Below are 19,154 nucleotides of genomic sequence, written 5' to 3'. Positions count from 1 at the left end.
GACAAGCTGGCCCTATGAGCGACCCCACTCCCTACCAAACCCTTGGTGTCACCGAAGATGCGTCCTTTGAGGAGATTCAGGTCATCAAGGCTCAATTGAGTCAAAAATACCAGGAAGACAGCGCCGCTGTGGAGAAAATTGAAGCGGCCTACGATGCCATCATCATGGAGCGGCTTAGACTACGTCAGGAGGGAAAAATCAAAGTCCCGGAACGGATTCGCTTTCCCGAAAAAAGTGTAGAGATGCCCAACAGTGGGCCGAACTTTCCCAAAACCCAGACTCCGTCCTGGCTCCAGAATTTAGTTGATACGCCGTCTAAAAACGATATTTTACTGCCCGCCGGTCTTTTCTTGGCCCTGGCCGTCGTCAGCTTTTTTAGCCCCAATGGCCCTCAATCCCTGCGTCCTCTCCTGCTAGTGGCCGGGGTCTTTGTCAACCTCTATTTTCTCAATCGCAAAGAGAAAAAGTTTGCCCGGGCCTTTTTGCTGACATTGTTGGGCCTGATTGCTGGCGTGGCCCTAGGCACGGGTCTGACAGCTCTCTTGGGAAGTGCGGGACTGCTAACGGGCCTGAGCGCAGAAGCCATGGCCACGGGCGTGACTTTCTTGGTTTTTTGGCTGATTAGTAGCTTCCTACGCTAGCCAAAATAAATTCCGTGGCCTCGCGCAGATTGGCCATAATCCGCAGAGGGCCATAGCGTTCCAACTGTTCTTGGTTACGAATTCCCGATAACACCCCAATCACCGGAATATCCGCACTCTGGGCCGCCAGGATATCCGCCTCGGTGTCTCCCACCATCCAAACGGTATCGTGGGGAGGCAGTTCTCTGATAGCCCGTTGCATCAGCAGGGGTTTATCCTTGGTATCGCCGGTTTTAACGTAGTCGTTGCTCAGACAATAGCGATGCTGGGGGGCAAAAAAACGACCCAGATGATTGCGTTCCAGGGCCTCCTCCAATTCACAGACCCGACGCATGGTCATCACCACCAACTCAACACCGAGAGATTGCAGATATTCCAAGGTTTCTACGGCCCCCGGATGGGGTAAATCGTGGACAAGGTAGGGTAGAGTATGCACCGTCTGACGACGGAGATCGGCAAAACGCTGGACTTGGGACTCCACCAGGCCAGAACGACGACCAATTTCTACCTCTGCTACCTTGGCCCGCTTTAACTGCCAAAAGTCGCTCTTGGTTAACACGTGCAGGGCCTGACCGGGTTCTTGCACCTGCTCTAAACAATAGAGATAAACCCGATAGTAACGTTCAGAAACATCCATAATCGGGCCGTCAAAATCGGTGATTAGTCTGAGCATGGCGCAGGCATGGGAGTCACGACAAAATACGCCCCAATCTTATCGCCAACAGGCAGTTCCGCCAAATGCCTGGGGAAAAATCGTTGGGTGGACGGGGGAGTGTCGATGGATAATGGAAAGGTTTGTCCCTGATTGCGATAGGAGAAAGCCATGGCCCGCCTTGCCCTGCTCAGTGTTTCCGATAAAACCGGTTTGATTGAGTTTGCTCGTTCTTTGGTCGAAGAGTTTCAGTTTGACCTGATTAGCAGTGGCGGTACGGCTAAGGCCTTGCAGGGGGCCGGCATTCCTGTGACCAAGGTCAGTGACTACACCGGCGCACCGGAAATTTTAGGGGGCCGGGTGAAGACCCTCCATCCCCGCATCCATGGCGGTATCTTGGCACGCAAGAATTTAGCCGAGGATCTGGCAGACCTAGAAGCGAACCAAATTCGTCCCCTGGATTTAGTCGTGGTGAATCTCTATCCCTTTGAAGAGACCATTGCCAAACCCAACGTCACCGTGGCTGAGGCCATTGAACAGATCGATATTGGCGGCCCGGCCATGATCCGCGCCACCGCCAAGAACTTTGCCCACACCACCATCTTGAGCCACCCCCGCCAGTACGCTGACTATCTTCAGGCCCTGGGGGAAACTGGAGAAATTGACCTAAGCTTGCGCCAACGTTGGGCCGGAGAAGCCTTTGCCTTGACCCAGGCCTATGACCAGGCCATTGCCCAGTACTTTGCCCAACTGAACGGTGAGACAGGTCAACACTATGGGCTCAGAGGCAACCTACGCCAAAGCCTCCGCTACGGCGAAAATCCCCACCAAAGTGCCGCTTGGTACCAAACAGGAAGCCAGGCCGAAGGTTGGGCCAGTGCGGTTAAATTGCAGGGTAAGGAACTCAGCTACAACAATCTGGTGGATCTGGAAGCGGCCCGTCGTCTGATTGCAGAATTTGACCCCCAGGAGGCCGCCGCCGCCATTCTCAAACATACCAATCCCTGTGGGGTGGCCCTGGGGAGTAACCTGGCCGAAGCTTACCGTAAGGCCTATGCCGCGGATTCAGTCTCCGCCTTTGGCGGCATTGTGGCCCTGAACCAAGCGATTGATAGCAGCACGGCCCAGGCCCTAAGCCAAACCTTTTTGGAATGTATTGTGGCCCCGGCCTGTGACCCAGAGGCGGAAAAAATTCTGGCCGCTAAGCCCAATCTGCGGGTGTTGTTGCTCCCCGATTTACTCACCGGCCCTCAACAGACAATCAAGGCCATCGCCGGTGGTTTCCTGGTTCAGGCCAGTGATGATGTGGCTGAAACTCCAGAGCATTGGCAAGTCGTGACGGAAAAACAGCCCAGTGCTGAACAACTCGCTGAACTCCTCTTTGCCTGGAAGGTCTGCAAGCATGTTAAGTCCAATGCCATTGTGGTCAGTCACCAGAAAACTAGTTTGGGCGTCGGGGCCGGCCAAATGAATCGAGTCGGTTCTGTGGCCATTGCCCTGCAACAAGCCGGCGAAAAGGCTCGGGGCGGTTATCTGGCCAGCGATGGCTTTTTCCCCTTTGATGACTCGGTACGGACGGCGGCCCAGGCCGGGATTACGGCCATTGTCCAACCCGGTGGCTCCGTGCGTGACCAAGATTCCATCCAGGCCGCCAATGAATTAGGCCTGGTGATGGTCTTTACCGGCCTGCGTCATTTCCTGCACTAAGGTTCCTGGATGTTGGCGCAGAACATATTTCCGCAGTTCTTCAGCCCCCAAGACCAAGGGGGGACAAACCAAGAGCAAGAGGCCCTGCCAAGGTTGTAGGGGAGCGGTCGCAAAAATTTGGGCCAGGGGGGCTACGGTGATCAGCGAAATGATCAATAACCATTCCGTGGCAATCCCGATCCAGAGCAGCGGGTTATTGAACCAGGGGAGTTGAAGAGCGGAAGTCTGTTCAGAACGGCAGGCAAAGAGATTACCATCTTGGCAGGCCACAATGGTTGCCAGGGTCATCGTTGTCGCCTGGGCATAAATAGCTATTACCGTAGCACTGGCGGTATGGCTCAGAATACTCGGGGTGATAGCTTGGAGTTCGCTGAGGCCATAGCCATGGCTCCACCAGACAAGAAAAAAGGCCCCCATGGCCAGGGTCGCTTCCATCAGCCCTAGAAATCCGTAGGCCCGTAGGAGCAAAGACCGGTCTAGCAGGGCCGCCTGCTTGGGGCGAGGGGGCCGCTGCATTGTTCCCTGTTCTGCTCGTTCGACCCCCAGGGCCAGGGCGGGAATCATATCGGTGCCTAAATCCACTGCCAAAATTTGCATGATCACCAGAGCTGGGGGAATTTTTAAGGCCACCATCGCCAAAAAGGGCACCAGTTCCGCCACATTGGAGGCCAGGATATAGGTAATAAACTTGCGAATATTCTGGTACACCGTTCGTCCTTCCTCGACAGCACTGACAATGGTGGCAAAGTTATCATCCATCAAGACGATATCCGCCGCTTCCCGGGCCACATCGGTGCCGTTAAGGCCCATCGCAATGCCAATGTGGGCGGCCTGCAGGGCCGGGGCATCATTAACACCATCACCCGTCACTGCCACCACCTGTCCTAGGTCTTTATAGGCTTGAACCAGACGGAGCTTTTGCTCCGGAGCCATACGGGCAAAGATTAATCCTGAGCGGTATTTCAACACCTGCCTGAGCTGAGCATCAGAGAGGCGTTCGAGTCCATCCCCGGTAATAATGCGAGCCCTGTCTTGTACCAGCCCAATACGGTGGGCAATGGCCTCAGCGGTCAGCCCATAGTCTCCCGTCACCATCGTGATCTTAATTCCGGCCTGATGACAACGGGTAATGGCCTCCGGCACTTCCGCCCGTGGGGGGTCAAACATAGCGATTAACCCAATAAAAACCAAGCTTTGTTCCAGGCGTTGGGGGGTTTCCGTTAGCAGTGCTTCGTTGCCTTGGCGCATGGCTACTCCCAGTACCCGAAACCCTTCCTGGGCAAAGGCATCGTTGGCTGCAATGATTTGCTGCCGGTCTTCCTCCTTCAGGGTATCGACCACTCCGGCGCGACACAGGCCCTGACAGCCCCGCAGTACCTCCAGGGGGGCCCCTTTGGTAATCAGGCCATAGGGCAATAAACCAGGGCCTTGGCCCGGCTGGGCCAGGAGATCAAACAGCGCACCATCCTCTCGTCCCAACACCACACTCATGCGTCGTCGTCGGGAATCGAAGGGGACTTCCCGTTGGCGGGGAAATTCCCGTTGTAGTTGGGATAAATCCAACTGGCCCTTAAGAGCCGCCACCAGTAGGGCGGCCTCTGTCGGGTCGCCAATTTCTTGCCAGCGGCTGGAACCGGGAGGATTCACGAGATGGGCATTGGAACAGAGGGCCCCTCCCAGCAGTAGAAGTTGAATCTGTTGTTGCAGGGCCATTGCTTCGGGCCAGGCAATCGATCCAGAGTGGGGATCATAGCCTTCTCCGGTAACCGTAACCCGATAGCCTTGTTGATTCAACGGCAACCATAGCGCACAAACCGTCATTTCGTTCTTGGTCAGGGTTCCTGTCTTATCCGTACAAATCACCGTGGTTGCACTCAGGGTTTCCACCGCCGATAGACGCCGCACCAGGGCATTTTGCTTGGCCATCCGTTGTACCCCCAGGGCCAGAGAGAGGGTGACCGTGGGCAACAATCCTTCGGGAACCAAGGCCACGATAATGCCAATGGCAAAAATAAAACTCTCCTTGACGGCCATCCCCACCAGCAACGAAGTCAGCAGAAAGACCAATATCCCCATGCTGACGGCAATGAGGGTGATCAGACGCACAATCTGACTGATTTGTACCTCCAGAGTACTGGTTTCCCGGTGTACCTTGGTGGTGAGGTGGGCCACATGGCCAAATTCAGTCTGGGCCGCCGTCGCATAGACCACCCCCAGGCCCCGACCCGCCGTTACCGTTGAACCTGCCAACACTAAATTGCGAATTTCCGCCGGTTTGACCACTTCCTGGAGATGACCTTCCTCCCCGTGGGGAATAACCGTTCCTCCCCGTACGGCCCGCACTTCCCGCACCTGAACTGATTCAGCGGCACGGGCCACCGGCAAGGATTCCCCCGTCATGACCGACACATCAAGGTACAAATTATCCGCCCAGACCAAGCGCATATCCGCCGACAGACGATCCCCTTCTTCCAACTGCACCACATCGCCCCGGACGAGGTCTCGGGCCAGGATCTGCTGAAGTTCTCCGTCTCGATAGACCCTGGCCTGACTCGGCAACACTTTTTTTAAGGCCGCCAGGGCCTTTTCTGCCCGAAATTCCTGGACAAAACTAAACAGGGCATTAATCCAAATCACCGCCCAGATGGCCCAGCCCAATTGCGGCGTATGGGAAACAAAGGCTAGAATCCCCGCCGTCCAGAGGAGTAGGGCCATGAAATGGGTGAGCTGATCCGTAAAGCGCAACCAGAGGGGCCGGTGAGTGGGTTCCGGCAACTCATTAACCCCGTAGCGCTGGAGACGCAGGGCCGCTTCTTCGCTGGTGAGACCCTGTGGCCCACTCTCTAAGCGGTCATAGACTTCCTCCGGGGGAAGCAACCAAAGGGAAGAGGTCGGCATGATCTGGCATCACTCACGCGGTAGGGAGAATTCTCGGCTACGAAAAATTTTAGGGATGATTTCGGCCAAATCGAGGGAAGGCTTTCTTAAGATCTAGCCCCCTACATGGATCGCCGGCCGACGTTCAGGGTTTTTCTCCGCTCGCCGCAACACTTCCCGCGTAACGATGGCAATATCCCCTTCCCCAAACAAGAGGAAACGTAGGAGGTATTGCACCGGATTACCCTCTGGCCAACCAAAGTAAGCGTGGGGCGTTTTTCCTGTTTGTTCCCGAAGATAAATCAAGATAGCGGCAATGGCATTGGGGACAGCAGCACTGTGGGCCCGGAGAATGCGATAGGGGCCGACCTTAACGCCTTCAATGGCCAAATTCTCCACAAATTCCGAAGCATCGGAAATGTCAATTTCGAGGAAGAGGACGCTTTCGTCAGTGGGAATATGATTATCTTCCCGGACTTCCCGTTCCTTTTCGTAGTATTCGGCCTCATCACCAGTATTACGGCGATTAGCAATAATGCGGATGAGGTGCTGGCTTTCCTGTTGAACAAAGGCCTGGGCCGTCTCATCCAGGGTGATCATCTCAGTGCGTATCTCCGTGGAGCGCCAAATCCGAGAAATGAGGGAGGTAGTAATAATACTCAGAATGAAAAAGGTAGCAATCTTGATTCCATCGGGCCGTTCCACAATATTGGCGATGGTCGTATAGACAAAAATTAGGGTAATGACGACAAAAAACAGAAACCGGGAACGGGGCGCTTGACGATAGGTCGCTAGGGTAACGGCAAAGGCAGCGGAACTAATCAACACGAGAACCCCCGTTGCATAGGCTGCTCCTTGGGCATCCACGCTGGCCTGGAAGAGGATCGTTACGACAAAGGCAATCGCCGTGTAGACCAGAACGAGGGGGCGCGAGCGTCGGGCCCAATCGGGAGCCATACCGTAGCGGGGCAAATAGCGGGGCACTACATTGAGCAAGCCGGCCATGGCGGAAGCCCCAGCAAACCAGAGAATCGTAATGGTGCTGAGGTCATAAATCGTCCCAAATCCCTCTCCCAGATACTGGTGGGCCAGGTAAGCCAAGGCCCGACCATTTGCTACTCCACCGGGTTGAAAGGCTTCGGGAGGAATCAGGAGGATTGTCACCAGACTGCTGGTGAGCAGGAAAAAACTCATAATCACCGCCGCGGTGGTCAACAATCGATAGGTCTGGCGGATGCGACCCTTGGGATAGGCCTCCCGGTCTTGGGGATACCCTTCCACCAGGGGCATGACGACCACCCCCGTCTCAAACCCCGATAGGCCCAGGGCCAGACGGGGGAACAACAGCGCTGCCATCAGTACTAAGCTCACGGGATTTCCATGCTGAGTAAACAAAGACTGCCACCAAGAAGGAACCAGATCTGGGTGCATCAACAGATGTTGCATACTCACGGCAATCACGACTAGGTTCAAGCTGAGGTAAACCAGCACCAACAGAACCGCGATGGCTATTGCCTCTCGGAACCCCTTGAGAAAGACAAGGCCCAAAAGACCAATGGACACCAGGGTAATGCTGACTGTTTGGCCCTCTAAAAATCGATGTAACAGGGGATTTTCAATCAGGTGGGCGGTGGCATCCGCCGCCGAAAGGGTGATGGTAATAATAAAATCAGTGGCAATAAACCCCAGCAAACAGAGGATAAATAGCTTGCCCTGCCACCAAGGTAGTAGTCGTTCCAACATGGCCAAGGAGCCTTGCCCGTGGGGACTACGACTTGCCACCCGACGATACACCGGCAAAGCTCCGAAGAGCGTCACCAACACCAAAATCAAAGTTGCAAAGGGCGCAACCGAACCAGCGGCCAGCGCGGCAATCCCCGGTTGGTAGCCCAGGGTAGAGAAATAATCGACCCCCGTTAGGCACATCACTTGCCACCAGGGATGGGTTACGGGGCGTGCGTGGGTAGTCGGTTCCTCCTGGAGTAACCAACCCATTACTTGCGCTAAGGGAGTAGCGTGATCAGTAGCCATCGGTGAATACTTGCTCAGGTAATAAATCGCCTAGTCTTTCCACATTTCAGCATAGAACTGCCTCGATGCTGACCAAACCCAACTAGACCCAAAGATACACTGCGTTAGCGGAGTCAGCATGGGGGGATATTAAAAAAACAGAACCATGCTCTAATTTAGCAATGCCGGTGCTCAGGAATCAGAAGTTGGAGATCTGGAGCGACGGCCCTTTTGCTCCATTGCTCCCAGCCTGTTCTAGGGGAAAGGCCGAGACAGCACCATTCCGCAGGTAAAAATTTGGGTGACAGAATGAGCGAGACTAAGGGGAAATGGCGGTTTCTAGAGAGATTTTGAGATTTGTATTAGCGGCTAAAATGTAATTCAGTTTTTCAAAGCCGATGACTGCTCCCTCTTTATTTTTCATCAAAACAACTTCATCGCCAGTTTCTTCACACAGATATTCAGTCGGTTGGTCGCCGAACCAACCGGTGAGTGTATTCCCAATGGAATCATAATAGACACTTACTGTCAGCATAGGATTTTGATTTCACAATAATTTTATTGAGCCAGCATGATCTTCTTGTAATTCTTGACCTAGATAATAGTCGTGATTTTTTTCCCAATCAGCAATATTGCTTTGAAATGATCCAATAAATTCATCGACAAGATCATCAAGAATTTCCAAGTCTTTCTCTATCTCTAATAGTCCGGTGGCAATTTCTTCCGGTGTTTTCCCGGTTTGTTTGGCTAGATTTTGTAAGGTTTGATAAAGGTTTGGAGAAAGTGTCGGGTTAATAGTATTCATGGTTGTCACTCCAAAAAATAAAGACCGGGTTCTGCATCATTACTAGATCTCTATTGGAGTTCAGGTGATACCTCAGTATAGTAGCCAGTCTATAGACTTTTTGTCGATGCTAGACAACATAAGAGTTTTACTGAATTATCGACTGTTACATTGTAGGAGAGTTTTTATATCTTAGTTTATACACTATTCCCGTATCTCCAAGTAACCCTTCCTGTCTTGTTGCCAGTGACTAATTACATTAGAGACTAGAGATTTCATTAGTATCTGATTTTATCGCTATCTCTGGTATACATTTTTTTATTGCTTCTATTTCAGGGTCATTATCCAACCAAAATACTACTGATATATGATTTGCCAATGACTTCAATACCGTCTCTTGCCTGATATCAATTGGCATAAAAAAAGGTTCTTCATCACTTACATAAATATCATTCTCAAGGAACACTTTCATGGCAGCTTCCATAATAAATAAATGCACAGATTCACCATCTATATCTTTATGACCAATGAAAACAGTCATCTTCTCTTTTTTAGGGTGAGTTAATAACAACTCAAGAAATTGAGTCAAATTTCTTGTTAGTTCTGTCTCTTCTTGATGCCAATCCCAATAAACTAAAATATTAATTTCTTGAATTGAGTTCAAATATTCTTGCAAATAATCTTGGGGTAACGGTGATTCTTTGACTGCCCTCAACCTTGCAACAACATGAATAACGTTACTTTCTGATTGCTCATGATTAATATGTTCAATCCTAAAAGCTCCCTTAAATCCATAACTTTTATTTAGCTTCAAATACGCTGGATATTCAATGCAATAGTACATGAATGAATTGATGTTCCAAAAGCTAATATGAGTAGGATCTTGGAAAGCTCCCCGCCCATCGGTAGAAGGTACTCGAATATCAATTAATCCATTAGGTTTAGCAACTCTCCACAGTTCATTCATAGTATGGATACGATCTTCCAAATGCTCAATCACATCATGGGCTCGTATGACATCAGCACTGCTATCAGGAAACGGAAAGCGAGAGTTGAGATTTGCTACTACATCTACATGAGGTCGGGATAATATATCAACGCCAATAAAACCATCTGGCTTCCAATCACCACAACCTAGGTCAATACATACCTTGCTTGGAGAATTATTCGGTTGAGTACAAGATGAATTTATTTTAGAAATCATATCTTGAATAACATTTGTATAAGTGTATTTTTGAGAAACTTCCTGATGTAGCGTAACAGCAATGTCTATTCGTTCTTTTTTGTTATCAGGATGTAAGTAGTATGATATTTTTTCATTCAGTTCCTCTATAGATTTATATGAAATTTCTTTGTATACGCTTGTAAATGAAGGCAAGTCCGATCGCCAATCAGTAAGAATAAAGCCACCTGCAGTAGCAATATCAATTACTCTGTTAATTACCGCACTATCAAACTGCAAAGGAGTGATGTTTAAATTAATCTTTGAACTAGCATAAATAGCCTTGATTACTTCACTGTCTTTGTTTACAGGATTATGGTACTTTGTGTTAGGTTTAGTGATTGTTCGAAAACCATGTTGAGCGCCATGGAGATATTTAGGATCACCTCCAATAATATCTATATCAACATTGTTAATTCTACTTATAATTTCCCCTCTAAAAGGGTGAGACTGAGTATGCAAGCAGGATAGATAGAAGTGCTTAATACATAAAAACTCAAGGGATACTTCTTCTGTATTTAACTCGTTCATAGCAAATTTAGTAGCTCTTTCTGATAATTTATGAGGCAGATTAGTAATTCGATTCCATATATCTGCTTGTATTAAATGGGAAAAGGGAAGGCCTGTGATTGTTTTATCAATGCCTGGAAGTACATGTCCTACAAATGATAAATTATAACTATAATCTTGGTTATACTTTAATTTCTGAAGTTCAGAGGCATGGTTAATTGTAAAACTATTGGTAATACCGATGCTTCGCAAATCTAAAAAATTGTCATATTCCAGGCAAAAATGCCAACTTCTATCTTTTACGTCAATCCAAGCATCTAGTCGCCTTTTAATGCTTTCTGCGTCAAGTACTCCACCAATTATATTATCATGATGGATGAATATTAATTGGGCTTCGATCATTTGAAATACAAATTCATTAACTTCTTTTATGTATTTTGAAGCAATGCAAAAAGAGTTGGAGATCAGTAAAAAGTCAGGGCTTATTTCTTTTATGTTGGATATATAATGCTCCAATGTTAGACCTTCAATATCAATTAAATCAACAGTATATCCCAAAGATAAAAATGCTTCTCTAAAAGCATTGATAATTCTCTGATAAATAGGAGTAGGAGAAAATTCCATTAAAAAACGAGAATTTAGTTCGATCTTGCTCACCTTAGTTCTCCTGTCAAAAGTGCTAAATCACTACCTTTATAAGGGTAGCCTTCCCTGAAGAAGTTGTGCTGATCATAGCGTTCTGGCGCAACCCCCACCAAGTCAGCAATAGCGTTTCCCAACTCACATCGAGCAAAGAACGGGCTTGGCTTAGTTTTCCTTCAATATCCATAGGGTGGAGCAGAACCTGCTACAGGTTAATGGCATTTGCCACCCAGGATAGATCAAGTTTTCGGGAAAAGCACTAATGGGATATAAATTTTTGTAACGGTGACAGCCGCTTCTAAGCCAAGATAGGTTCAACTGAATTAGAGATAGCCGCAGGCTTTATTGGATGGCAACGCCGTTTAGGCGCAAAAATAGCTTTTGGTTACAATAACCTTAAGCCCCTGCTCATTTTATGTCCCTGACCTTTATGCCTAAAGTCATTGAGATCCCCATTGAGTTGACTTATTTTCAACTGCCTAAAGCGGTTCATGAGCGCATCCAAATCCTACTGGATCGTCAAGATTCTGGTGAAACATTAACTCCAGGAGAAAGACGTGAGGCAGAGGGTTTAGTTGAGCTAGCCGAGTTCCTGTCCCTATTACATTAGCGCATCCAAATCCTACTGGATCGTCAAGATTCTGGTGAAACATTAACTCCAGGAGAAAGACGTGAGGCAGAGGGTTTAGTTGAGCTAGCCGAGTTCCTGTCCCTATTACATTTTCGTTCAGAGATTAGGATCAATGGAGCTAAAGGGCCGGAGCCATTGCCGGGCCAGGGCCAAATCCAGACTAGAACGAGCTACAGCAAAACCAATAATACTTTCTAGAATAAACAGGGCCAGCAGAGGGCCTTGGTGAAGCCAATCCGTCAGGCCATCGCCGTAACCCCCTGCCCGCACCAGGGCAAAGGCCAAGACGGCCCCGTCCCGTAGGTGGGAATTTTGATCCCGGCGGATAATGTAGCGATAGGTCACGCCAAATAGGAAACCGCTGAGCAGACTACTCCCCAGGCTGAGAAGAGAGAAGGGATAGCTGGCCAGGCCCAGAAAATGATAAAGACTCTGGCTAAGCACCACTAAGCTGATAAAAGCAAGACTGGCCAAGACCCCGGCCTTGAGGGATTCGAGGCGTTCCCGAACGGTAATTTCCATAGCTGGTTTTCAAAGGGATTCCAATAGACGTATCATGAGTTTTGTTATTCATCATCCCTTGACTATCTTTCTAGAACAATAACTATGGACATTCTGACGTTAGGCTGGGTTAGCGTATTGGTACTTTTTACATGGTCCATTGCCATGGTGGTTTGGGGTCGTAACGGTTTTTAGGCCTGTGGAATCCACTACTGTTTTAAACACCCTCTTTCTCGTTGCCTTGGTGCTTCTCGTCGTGGTCAGTGGCGGCATTCTTTACCTCACCAGCTTGGAATGGCGCGACCGTCGTCGTCAAGACCAAGACAAAAAATTAGGTCGCTAGACTGTTCTCTCCATGATTATCTCCCTCCCCAAATTGTCGGTGGGCCTGCTGGGCCTGATTGCGCTCAGTTTAAGCCTGGTTTTGGCCTGGAACGAGGGGGCGCCGGCCCAGGGGATGGGGAAGCAGGAGGCGATCCTCATCATGGCGGCGGGGGATATTGCCTGCGACCCCCAAAGTCAATACTTTAACAACGGCAAGGGCCAACCCGGTAACTGTCAGATGCAGGCTACGGCGGATTTAGTGCGCCAGGCTAAGCCAAAAGTGGTCTTGGCCCTGGGGGATAATCAGTACGAGCGGGGAGAATTAGAAAACTTTAAGCGCTCTTACGAGCCGACCTGGGGCCGTTTCAAGGCTATTACCAAGCCGGTTCCTGGTAATCATGAATACTACAGCGATGGAGCCAAGGGTTACTACGATTACTTTGGCCCCTTAGCCGGAGACCGCAACAAGGGGTACTACAGTTTTGATTTAGGCCAATGGCACCTGATTGCCCTCAATTCCAATTGCAAGGCCATTGGAGGCTGTGGGGCCGGTTCCCCTCAGGAAAAATGGCTCCAGGCCGACCTCAAAAAGAATACTAAGGCCTGTACTTTAGCTTTTTGGCATCATCCCCGCTATTCCTCCGGGGTTCATGGTAACAATGCCGAAATGGAAACCTTTTGGCAAGACCTCTACAACGCCAAAGCCGATGTGGTGCTCACAGCCCATGATCATCTCTACGAGCGCTTTGCGCCCCAAGGCCCTGGTGGAAAATTGGATGAGAAATTAGGCCTACGGGAATTTGTGGTGGGCAGTGGCGGCAAGAGCTTATATCCCTTCAAAACCCTGCGGGCCAATAGTGAAGTGCGCATTGACAACACCTACGGGGTGCTGAAACTGGCCCTGGGGGCCAAGGGCTACGATTGGGAATTTTTACCCACTGTGGCAAGTCAACCCAGAGATAAAGGCCAGGCCCTTTGTCATTAATTTAAGAAAAGGCAGTTTAAGTTTAGATAAGCCAACGATAACAATTGATTTAAGACAATCTATAGTAAGCCTAGCCAAGGAAATACCCCTAGATGTCTCGGAATAGCCTAAGCTATTGGGTAGGCATTTTTCGGTTGTACCTATGGACTTTTCTAGTAATATTGCGACTCAACTGAATGCGGGCACGATTCTGCCGGAAGGAATCATTACCGTAACCCTGATTCTCGTGTTGGTTGGGGATTTAATTACCGGACGGCGCTCGGCCCAGGCTTTATCCTACCTGGCCATTGCCGGTGTTTTGTTGGCAACGATATTTTTATTTTTAGCGTGGGATAGTAGCGAACCTCTAGGATTTTTAGGGGCCTTTAATAGTGATAATCTCAGCCTGATTTTTCGGGCTATTGTGGCGCTTTCCACCGCAGTTACCATTCTGATGTCGGTGCGCTACGTGGAGCAAACTGGCACCTCCTTAGCCGAATTCATTGCCATTCTGCTTACGGCAACCCTGGGGGGGATGTTCCTCTGTGGGGCCAATGAATTGGTGATGGTTTTTATTTCTTTGGAAATGCTGAGTATCTCCTCCTACCTGATGACGGGTTACATGAAGCGGGATCCCCGTTCCAACGAAGCAGCCTTGAAATATCTGCTGATTGGCGCGTCCAGTTCGGCTATTTTTCTCTACGGTCTTTCTCTTCTCTACGGCCTCTCCGGGGGTAAAACCCAACTCACTGAAATTGCGGCTCAGGTCAGCAATTTTAATGGCCCTTCCCTCGGCCTGGCCATTGCGCTGGTTTTTGTGATTGCAGGTATTGCCTTTAAGATTTCAGCGGTTCCCTTCCACCAGTGGACTCCCGATGTCTATGAAGGTTCACCAACGCCAGTCGTTGCCTTTTTATCCGTTGGCTCTAAGGCCGCAGGCTTTGCCGTGGCCATTCGGCTATTGGTGACGGTCTTTGGCTCGATTACTAGTGAATGGCAACTCATTTTTACGGCCCTGGCTATCCTCAGCATGCTCCTGGGCAATGTGGTGGCCCTGGCCCAAACCAGCATGAAACGAATGTTGGCTTATTCCTCCATTGGTCAAGCGGGCTTTGTGATGATTGGCCTGATTGCCGGTACGGACGAAGGCTACGCCAGTATGGTCTTCTACCTGCTCATTTACCTGTTCATGAACTTGGGGGCCTTCACTTGCATCATTCTCTTTTCCCTGCGGACAGGCACGGATCAGATCAGCGATTATGCCGGTCTCTATAGTAAAGACCCTCTGCTAACTCTGGCCCTGAGTGTTTGCCTGCTCTCCCTGGGGGGCATTCCGCCCCTCGCTGGCTTTTTTGGCAAAATTTACCTCTTTTGGGCCGGTTGGCAGGCCGGACTCTATAGCCTGGTGTTGTTAGGCCTAGTGACGAGTGTGGTTTCTATCTATTACTACATCCGGGTCGTCAAGATGATGGTGGTCAAGGAGCCCCACGAAATGTCCCCTGCAGTGCAGAACTATCCAGCCATTCGCTGGCAGTTGTCGGGGATGCGACCGCTCCAGGTGGGTCTGATACTGACGTTGATTGCCACCTCCTTGGCGGGGATTCTCTCTAACCCCCTCTTTACCCTGGCTAATAATTCCATTACCAGCACCCCAATTCTTCAGGCCAGTGCAAGCACGCCCCAGCTCTCCCAGGCCCGTTTACCCTAAGTCAGCAGATTAGCTAGTTAGTCGGGGCCGCGATGCAACTCCTTCCTTCACCAGGGGAGGAGTTTTAGTTTTCTCGACCTTCTCCCTTGAAAAAATCAATGCCCGCCTGGAGCCATTGAGCATAGCACAAACTCTCGGCTTCGCTAGGTAAGGGTGGAAGTAGGAGCATTTCCTGGTCGGCAAGGAGTAGGATCTGGGGTTCAGGGCCAGGAAGCACCAAGATGGATTGAGTAGCTTGAGTAGATAGTTTTCCTAGGGCCTGGTTATCCAGAGAAAATCGGAGAAAATAGCGGTCGAGAAAGCAATGCTTAACACGACTCCGTTGCCAACCCCGATAGAGCAAGAGCAACACCGCCAGGCCAACGGATAGCAAGACGGGCCAGAAGGACAGAAAAGAGAACCCAAAGACCGGCCGGAGGTCAATCACGGTAGGCTCTTGCCCTTGAAAACTACGGATCAGGGCATTGATTAGGCCGCCCCACTGGATCATGAAGCTAGAAGCTAGCAACACAAACAGCAAAAAACCCGACTCTCGGATAATTTGCTTCAGCAAACGCCAGGAATGATGCCACTGCCAGCAGGAAAAAATATGCCATTTTTGCGGAGTTTGCCGGCATTGAACGCCCCCAGGGGGTTGGGATAAGGGTGGAGTGATCAGATGCTGTAGGCCAGGATAGATCGGGATTTGCTCAGCTTCTAACTGGGCCTGGACGTCGATGACCGCGTAGGGGCCAAAACCTGTACTGCCGCTAAAGAGAATCGGCGCATCACAATAGGCCTGTATTTGCTTGGCTGTTGCTAGCACTGACAGGAGATCTTGGTCTTCCGCCAGCACCCATTGGGAATGGTCGTAGAGCACCAGTTGGACTTGCCAAACTTGGCCCAGGGGATCTTCAAAGGCTCCGCCCTGAAGGGTACGGGAATGGATGGCTAGGTGGCGGACTTGGCCCCAATTAAAATGACGTTCCAGGGGTTGACGACGGGAAAACGCTAAACGCCAATCCAATTCGCCGGCCTCATCCTGCCAGAGGCTGACGGTTCTTTGATATTTATGGGCCAGGTAATCCCGTCGGGCCAGGCCATGGTCAAGGTACCAAATAACCAGAAAGAGAATAGCCAAGGGGACCATCACCGGCTTAAATAAAAAACTAAGCCAGGACAGGCCACAAAAAAGGACAAATAAAAGAATCCCCGTCAGGTCTTTTTCCGTTTTTTTCCCCTCCAGTAGCTCTTTCCACATCATCCGTAGCAGGGCCTGGTAGAGCGATTGCAGAAACCGCTTCAGTTGCACCCAGGGAAAAATGATGAGGGCGTAATCACTTTTATGGGGAGCAAAGACCTTGCCTTGGTAGATTAGGGTTTTGCTCATGGCTTGGCCAGCTGGGTTTCCAATTTGGCTAGGCGACTTTTGAGTTCCTGGTTTTCCTGTTGAATTTGCTCTAGGCTATCCTGCAGGGCCTGGAGTTTTTCGGTGCTTCCCAATTTTCCCTGAACTTTTGCCACCGCTTCTTCCGCCAGACGACGCACCCGACCGTCGGGGGTTTGCTGGGCCAGGCTTTGTAAAATCGTAACCGCTTTGGGGGTTTCCATATTGCCAAGGGCCGAAGTGACGGAGACCTGGGTCAAGAAAAAGTCTTCCTGAGCAATACCCGTTAAACGGTCTAAGATATCCGCTAATTTTTGAGGGCTTTGACCCGTAGAAACCGGCCCCAGGGCCCGAATGGCCGCGAGTCGTAAGGGTTGAGGAACCCCCAGGGCCGTATAGGCCAGGATGAGATCCGCCGCTGTTGCGGAGGTTTTGAGCGCACTCAGGCCTGCAATGGCCCCAGAACGCACCACCTCATTCCAACCCCCACGGGTTTCTAGAACTGTTTTGAGTAGGGCAATCACCTCAGTTTCTTTGTCCTTTAGGGTACCGGCTAAGATATTCCCCAGGCCTGTAGCCGTCGCCGCTTCCGCATAGTAGCTGGCCTCTCCCTGCTCTAGACAAGTTTTTAAGGCCCCGTAGGCTGCTGGGGTTTTGACCTGACTCAAGCTATTTAGGATAGCTTTGCGTACTTTAGGATGATCCTGGGCCAAACCGGCCACCAGTACGGTTCCCACCTGATCCAGGTTAATCGTAGCCAACTGTTCTGCAATTTCCAGCCGCACTCCCCAGAAGGGCTCTTCTAGCAGACGTTTCCCTAACAGCTCCACCACCTCTAGACCGCCTTTTTGGGCCAGGGCCGTTGCCGCCTGAATCCGGGCAATAGGGTCAGGAGCATGAACTAACTGGGCCTTGAGTTCCGCCAGGGGATAGTCTAATTCCACCGTTTTCAGGAAATGATTACCCTGGTCAAAACTAATAAAGTCGGGTTTGCGCTCCAGGGGAAGATAAAAGGTCTGCTCCCGTTCCTTGAGATGCAGAGTAATGACCTTAGATTCTCGGCCATGATCACCGAGAAAATGAAAGGCCACGGGAATTTTGAGATCAAATAAACTGGAATTATCGTCGGTTTTGGCCTGGGTTTGGGTGATACTCAGCTTGGCCCAATGGTTCTCCGCCTCCCAAGCGTATTCCACCTTAAAATCGGGATGGCCGCCCCGAAACACGTACTGGTCAAAGAGCCAGAGCAAATTAAAGCCCGTCGTTTGTTCAATGGCCCTCAGGAGGTCAATAGTTTCTACTGTTTTGTGGGCATTCTGTTGGACAAAGTGATGAATGGCCTTCTGGAAGAGGGCCTCTCCCAGGATCGAGCGGATCATGTGATAAACACAGGCCCCTTTTTCGTAGAGATGGCGGTCGTAGAGTTCAATGGCCTCTCGATAAACATGGGTAACAATGGGCCGACGATAACGAGAACGGTCTTCTTCAAGATAACTACGGGCCTCCCCCAGTAGGTAATAGGCCGCTTCCTCTGGGCCGTACTCCTGCTCTGTCCACAAAACCTCAGCGTAGGAGGCCATGCCTTCCTTGAGCCAAGCGTGGGACCAGTGCTTAATCACCACCAGATCGCCAAACCACTGGTGGGCCAACTCATGGGCCACTAAACTTTCTGTGTTGCGGTTATCCAGGGCGGCCCGCTCATCCAACAGACAGCGATCCGTCAACAGCGTGGTCGAAGTATTTTCCATGCCGCCAAAGATAAAATCCACCACACAGGCCTGGGCATACTTGGGGTAGGGATAGGGGTAACCAAAGGCCTGGTTAAAAAAGGCAATCATCCGGGGTGTCTTGCCCATGCTGCGCCAAGCATCGGCCTCCCGGCCCTTTTCCACGTAGTAAATGACTGGCAGGCCCTGGTAGTGGTCTTCGAGGACGGCGAAGTCTCCCACCGCAAGGGTCATCAGATAAGTGGGGTGAATTTCCCGCTGGGTCCAATGGAAGACTTGCCGTTCTCCCAAGTCAAGCTGTTCGACTAAAACACCATTAGCAACAGCCTGGTAGGGTTTCGGTACTTCGACCCGAATCTCCGAGGTAGCCAACTGGCCAGGGTAGTCAAAACAGGGAAACCAATAGCGGGAATCCTCATCCTCTCCCTGGGTCCACACCTGCACGGGCTTGTCGGGATAGTGCCCATCGGGCTGGATGAAATACAGGCCCCGGCGAGGATTTTTGACCTGATAGTGAATTTCGAGAGTAACTGGCACTAGGGCCAGGGCCTCGTCCAGATGAATAGTTAACGTCTCCGAGGTTTGTTCAAAGGCCTGGCTCAGGGTTCCCAACAAAACCGCCTGTACCGTTAAATCCACCGCATCTAAGCTCAGTTGTTGCAGGCCAGGGCGAATCGGCAGGAGGGTAATCCGACAAATTCCCTCAAAACACTTGTTCTCTAAATCTAGCTTGAGATCCAGGCCAATGTGCTGAACCTGGCCCGGCCGGTCAGGATTATAGTGGGGCCGGGCCCCCGGCAGTTCAAAGGGCCGACGTTGATTTTGCTCAGTGTCAAAGGTCAGAAAGGACATAGTCAATCAATTATTAATGATTCCAGCAAAATTGCA

General features: G+C 50.4%; 16 protein-coding genes. 7 read left to right on the top strand and 9 right to left on the bottom strand.

Going from position 1 to position 19,154, the window contains the following annotated elements:
* The first annotated feature begins 14 nt into the window (after positions 1-14).
* Entirely contained in the window at positions 15-641 is a 627-nt protein-coding gene (locus ABXS88_RS13860) for a CPP1-like family protein (protein WP_353672635.1), read from the top strand.
* Here the strand turns inward: ABXS88_RS13860 and ABXS88_RS13855 are convergent.
* Entirely contained in the window at positions 622-1,314 is a 693-nt protein-coding gene (locus ABXS88_RS13855; protein ID WP_353672634.1) for an HAD family hydrolase, read from the bottom strand. The genes ABXS88_RS13860 and ABXS88_RS13855 overlap by 20 nt on opposite strands.
* Positions 1,315-1,464: 150 nt before the next feature.
* On the opposite strand from ABXS88_RS13855, the gene purH reads away from it, so the two are divergent.
* Positions 1,465-3,000 carry a bifunctional phosphoribosylaminoimidazolecarboxamide formyltransferase/IMP cyclohydrolase gene (purH, locus tag ABXS88_RS13850; RefSeq protein ID WP_353672633.1) on the top strand — a complete coding sequence of 512 codons (1,536 nt, stop codon included), beginning with the start codon at positions 1,465-1,467 and terminating at the stop codon, positions 2,998-3,000.
* On the opposite strand, the gene ABXS88_RS13845 is transcribed toward purH, so the two are convergent.
* The 5 genes from ABXS88_RS13845 to ABXS88_RS13825 all read right to left on the bottom strand — a co-directional run bounded on the left by ABXS88_RS13845 (position 2,953) and on the right by ABXS88_RS13825 (position 11,060).
* Positions 2,953-5,898 carry a cation-transporting P-type ATPase gene (locus ABXS88_RS13845; RefSeq protein WP_353672632.1) on the bottom strand — a complete coding sequence of 982 codons (2,946 nt, stop codon included), beginning with the start codon at positions 5,896-5,898 and terminating at the stop codon, positions 2,953-2,955. The genes purH and ABXS88_RS13845 overlap by 48 nt on opposite strands.
* A gap of 93 nt (positions 5,899-5,991) precedes the next feature.
* Complete coding sequence (locus ABXS88_RS13840) at positions 5,992-7,908, bottom strand: amino acid transporter (RefSeq protein WP_353672631.1); 1,917 nt, start codon at positions 7,906-7,908, stop codon at positions 5,992-5,994.
* Between the two features lie 298 nt (positions 7,909-8,206).
* Positions 8,207-8,422 (bottom strand): hypothetical protein, encoded by a 216-nt coding sequence (locus ABXS88_RS13835; protein ID WP_353672630.1) that lies wholly within the window; start codon positions 8,420-8,422, stop codon positions 8,207-8,209.
* A gap of 12 nt (positions 8,423-8,434) precedes the next feature.
* Positions 8,435-8,692, bottom strand: coding sequence for a hypothetical protein (locus tag ABXS88_RS13830; protein WP_353672629.1), 258 nt, complete (start codon positions 8,690-8,692; stop codon positions 8,435-8,437).
* Positions 8,693-8,930: 238 nt separating this feature from the next.
* Positions 8,931-11,060, bottom strand: coding sequence for a glycosyltransferase (locus ABXS88_RS13825; protein WP_353672628.1), 2,130 nt, complete (start codon positions 11,058-11,060; stop codon positions 8,931-8,933).
* A gap of 400 nt (positions 11,061-11,460) precedes the next feature.
* Between ABXS88_RS13825 and ABXS88_RS13820 the strand changes: the two genes are divergently transcribed.
* Positions 11,461-11,655, top strand: coding sequence for a hypothetical protein (locus ABXS88_RS13820; protein ID WP_353672627.1), 195 nt, complete (start codon positions 11,461-11,463; stop codon positions 11,653-11,655).
* 117 nt (positions 11,656-11,772) lie between these two features.
* Here the strand turns inward: ABXS88_RS13820 and ABXS88_RS13815 are convergent, their stop codons facing one another.
* A complete protein-coding gene (locus ABXS88_RS13815) occupies positions 11,773-12,198 on the bottom strand; it encodes a hypothetical protein (RefSeq protein WP_353672626.1) in 426 nt (141 codons plus the stop codon).
* 84 nt (positions 12,199-12,282) lie between these two features.
* On the opposite strand from ABXS88_RS13815, the gene petN reads away from it, so the two are divergent.
* The 4 genes from petN to ABXS88_RS13795 all read left to right on the top strand — a co-directional run bounded on the left by petN (position 12,283) and on the right by ABXS88_RS13795 (position 15,173).
* Complete coding sequence (gene petN / locus ABXS88_RS13810) at positions 12,283-12,372, top strand: cytochrome b6-f complex subunit PetN (protein ID WP_353672625.1); 90 nt, start codon at positions 12,283-12,285, stop codon at positions 12,370-12,372.
* 4 nt (positions 12,373-12,376) lie between these two features.
* On the top strand, positions 12,377-12,520 hold the full coding sequence (locus ABXS88_RS13805) for a hypothetical protein (RefSeq protein ID WP_353672624.1): 144 nt from the start codon (positions 12,377-12,379) through the stop codon (positions 12,518-12,520).
* A 12-nt stretch (positions 12,521-12,532) separates the two neighbouring features.
* The gene (locus ABXS88_RS13800) at positions 12,533-13,486 is read left to right on the top strand and encodes a metallophosphoesterase (RefSeq protein WP_353672623.1); all 954 of its coding nucleotides are present in this window, start codon (positions 12,533-12,535) and stop codon (positions 13,484-13,486) included.
* Between the two features lie 142 nt (positions 13,487-13,628).
* Positions 13,629-15,173 (top strand): NAD(P)H-quinone oxidoreductase subunit N, encoded by a 1,545-nt coding sequence (locus ABXS88_RS13795; RefSeq protein ID WP_353672622.1) that lies wholly within the window; start codon positions 13,629-13,631, stop codon positions 15,171-15,173.
* A gap of 64 nt (positions 15,174-15,237) precedes the next feature.
* Here the strand turns inward: ABXS88_RS13795 and ABXS88_RS13790 are convergent, their stop codons facing one another.
* Both ABXS88_RS13790 and ABXS88_RS13785 read right to left on the bottom strand, forming a co-directional pair.
* A complete protein-coding gene (locus ABXS88_RS13790) occupies positions 15,238-16,542 on the bottom strand; it encodes a hypothetical protein (RefSeq protein ID WP_353672621.1) in 1,305 nt (434 codons plus the stop codon).
* Entirely contained in the window at positions 16,539-19,118 is a 2,580-nt protein-coding gene (locus tag ABXS88_RS13785) for a M1 family metallopeptidase (RefSeq protein ID WP_353672620.1), read from the bottom strand. The genes ABXS88_RS13790 and ABXS88_RS13785 overlap by 4 nt, the downstream gene beginning before the upstream one ends.
* Positions 19,119-19,154 lie beyond the last annotated feature (36 nt).

It is taken from the genome of Synechocystis sp. LKSZ1, from assembly GCF_040436315.1.
In the GTDB taxonomy this organism is placed as follows: Bacteria; Cyanobacteriota; Cyanobacteriia; order Cyanobacteriales; family Microcystaceae; genus Synechocystis.
This window is presented reverse-complemented; position numbering and strand designations above follow the sequence as displayed.

Bases quoted from the DNA above. Each gene is read 5' to 3' on its own strand.
- ABXS88_RS13860 (WP_353672635.1), top strand. From the start codon at position 15: ATGAGCGACCCCACTCCCTACCAAACCCTTGGTGTCACCGAAGATGCG.
- ABXS88_RS13855 (WP_353672634.1), bottom strand. From the start codon at position 1,314: ATGCTCAGACTAATCACCGATTTTGACGGCCCGATTATGGATGTTTCT.
- purH (WP_353672633.1), top strand. From the start codon at position 1,465: ATGGCCCGCCTTGCCCTGCTCAGTGTTTCCGATAAAACCGGTTTGATT.
- ABXS88_RS13845 (WP_353672632.1), bottom strand. From the start codon at position 5,898: ATGCCGACCTCTTCCCTTTGGTTGCTTCCCCCGGAGGAAGTCTATGAC.
- ABXS88_RS13840 (WP_353672631.1), bottom strand. From the start codon at position 7,908: ATGGCTACTGATCACGCTACTCCCTTAGCGCAAGTAATGGGTTGGTTA.
- ABXS88_RS13835 (WP_353672630.1), bottom strand. From the start codon at position 8,422: ATGCTGACAGTAAGTGTCTATTATGATTCCATTGGGAATACACTCACC.
- ABXS88_RS13830 (WP_353672629.1), bottom strand. From the start codon at position 8,692: ATGAATACTATTAACCCGACACTTTCTCCAAACCTTTATCAAACCTTA.
- ABXS88_RS13820 (WP_353672627.1), top strand. From the start codon at position 11,461: ATGTCCCTGACCTTTATGCCTAAAGTCATTGAGATCCCCATTGAGTTG.
- ABXS88_RS13815 (WP_353672626.1), bottom strand. From the start codon at position 12,198: ATGGAAATTACCGTTCGGGAACGCCTCGAATCCCTCAAGGCCGGGGTC.
- petN (WP_353672625.1), top strand. From the start codon at position 12,283: ATGGACATTCTGACGTTAGGCTGGGTTAGCGTATTGGTACTTTTTACA.
- ABXS88_RS13800 (WP_353672623.1), top strand. From the start codon at position 12,533: ATGATTATCTCCCTCCCCAAATTGTCGGTGGGCCTGCTGGGCCTGATT.
- ABXS88_RS13795 (WP_353672622.1), top strand. From the start codon at position 13,629: ATGGACTTTTCTAGTAATATTGCGACTCAACTGAATGCGGGCACGATT.
- ABXS88_RS13790 (WP_353672621.1), bottom strand. From the start codon at position 16,542: ATGAGCAAAACCCTAATCTACCAAGGCAAGGTCTTTGCTCCCCATAAA.
- ABXS88_RS13785 (WP_353672620.1), bottom strand. From the start codon at position 19,118: ATGTCCTTTCTGACCTTTGACACTGAGCAAAATCAACGTCGGCCCTTT.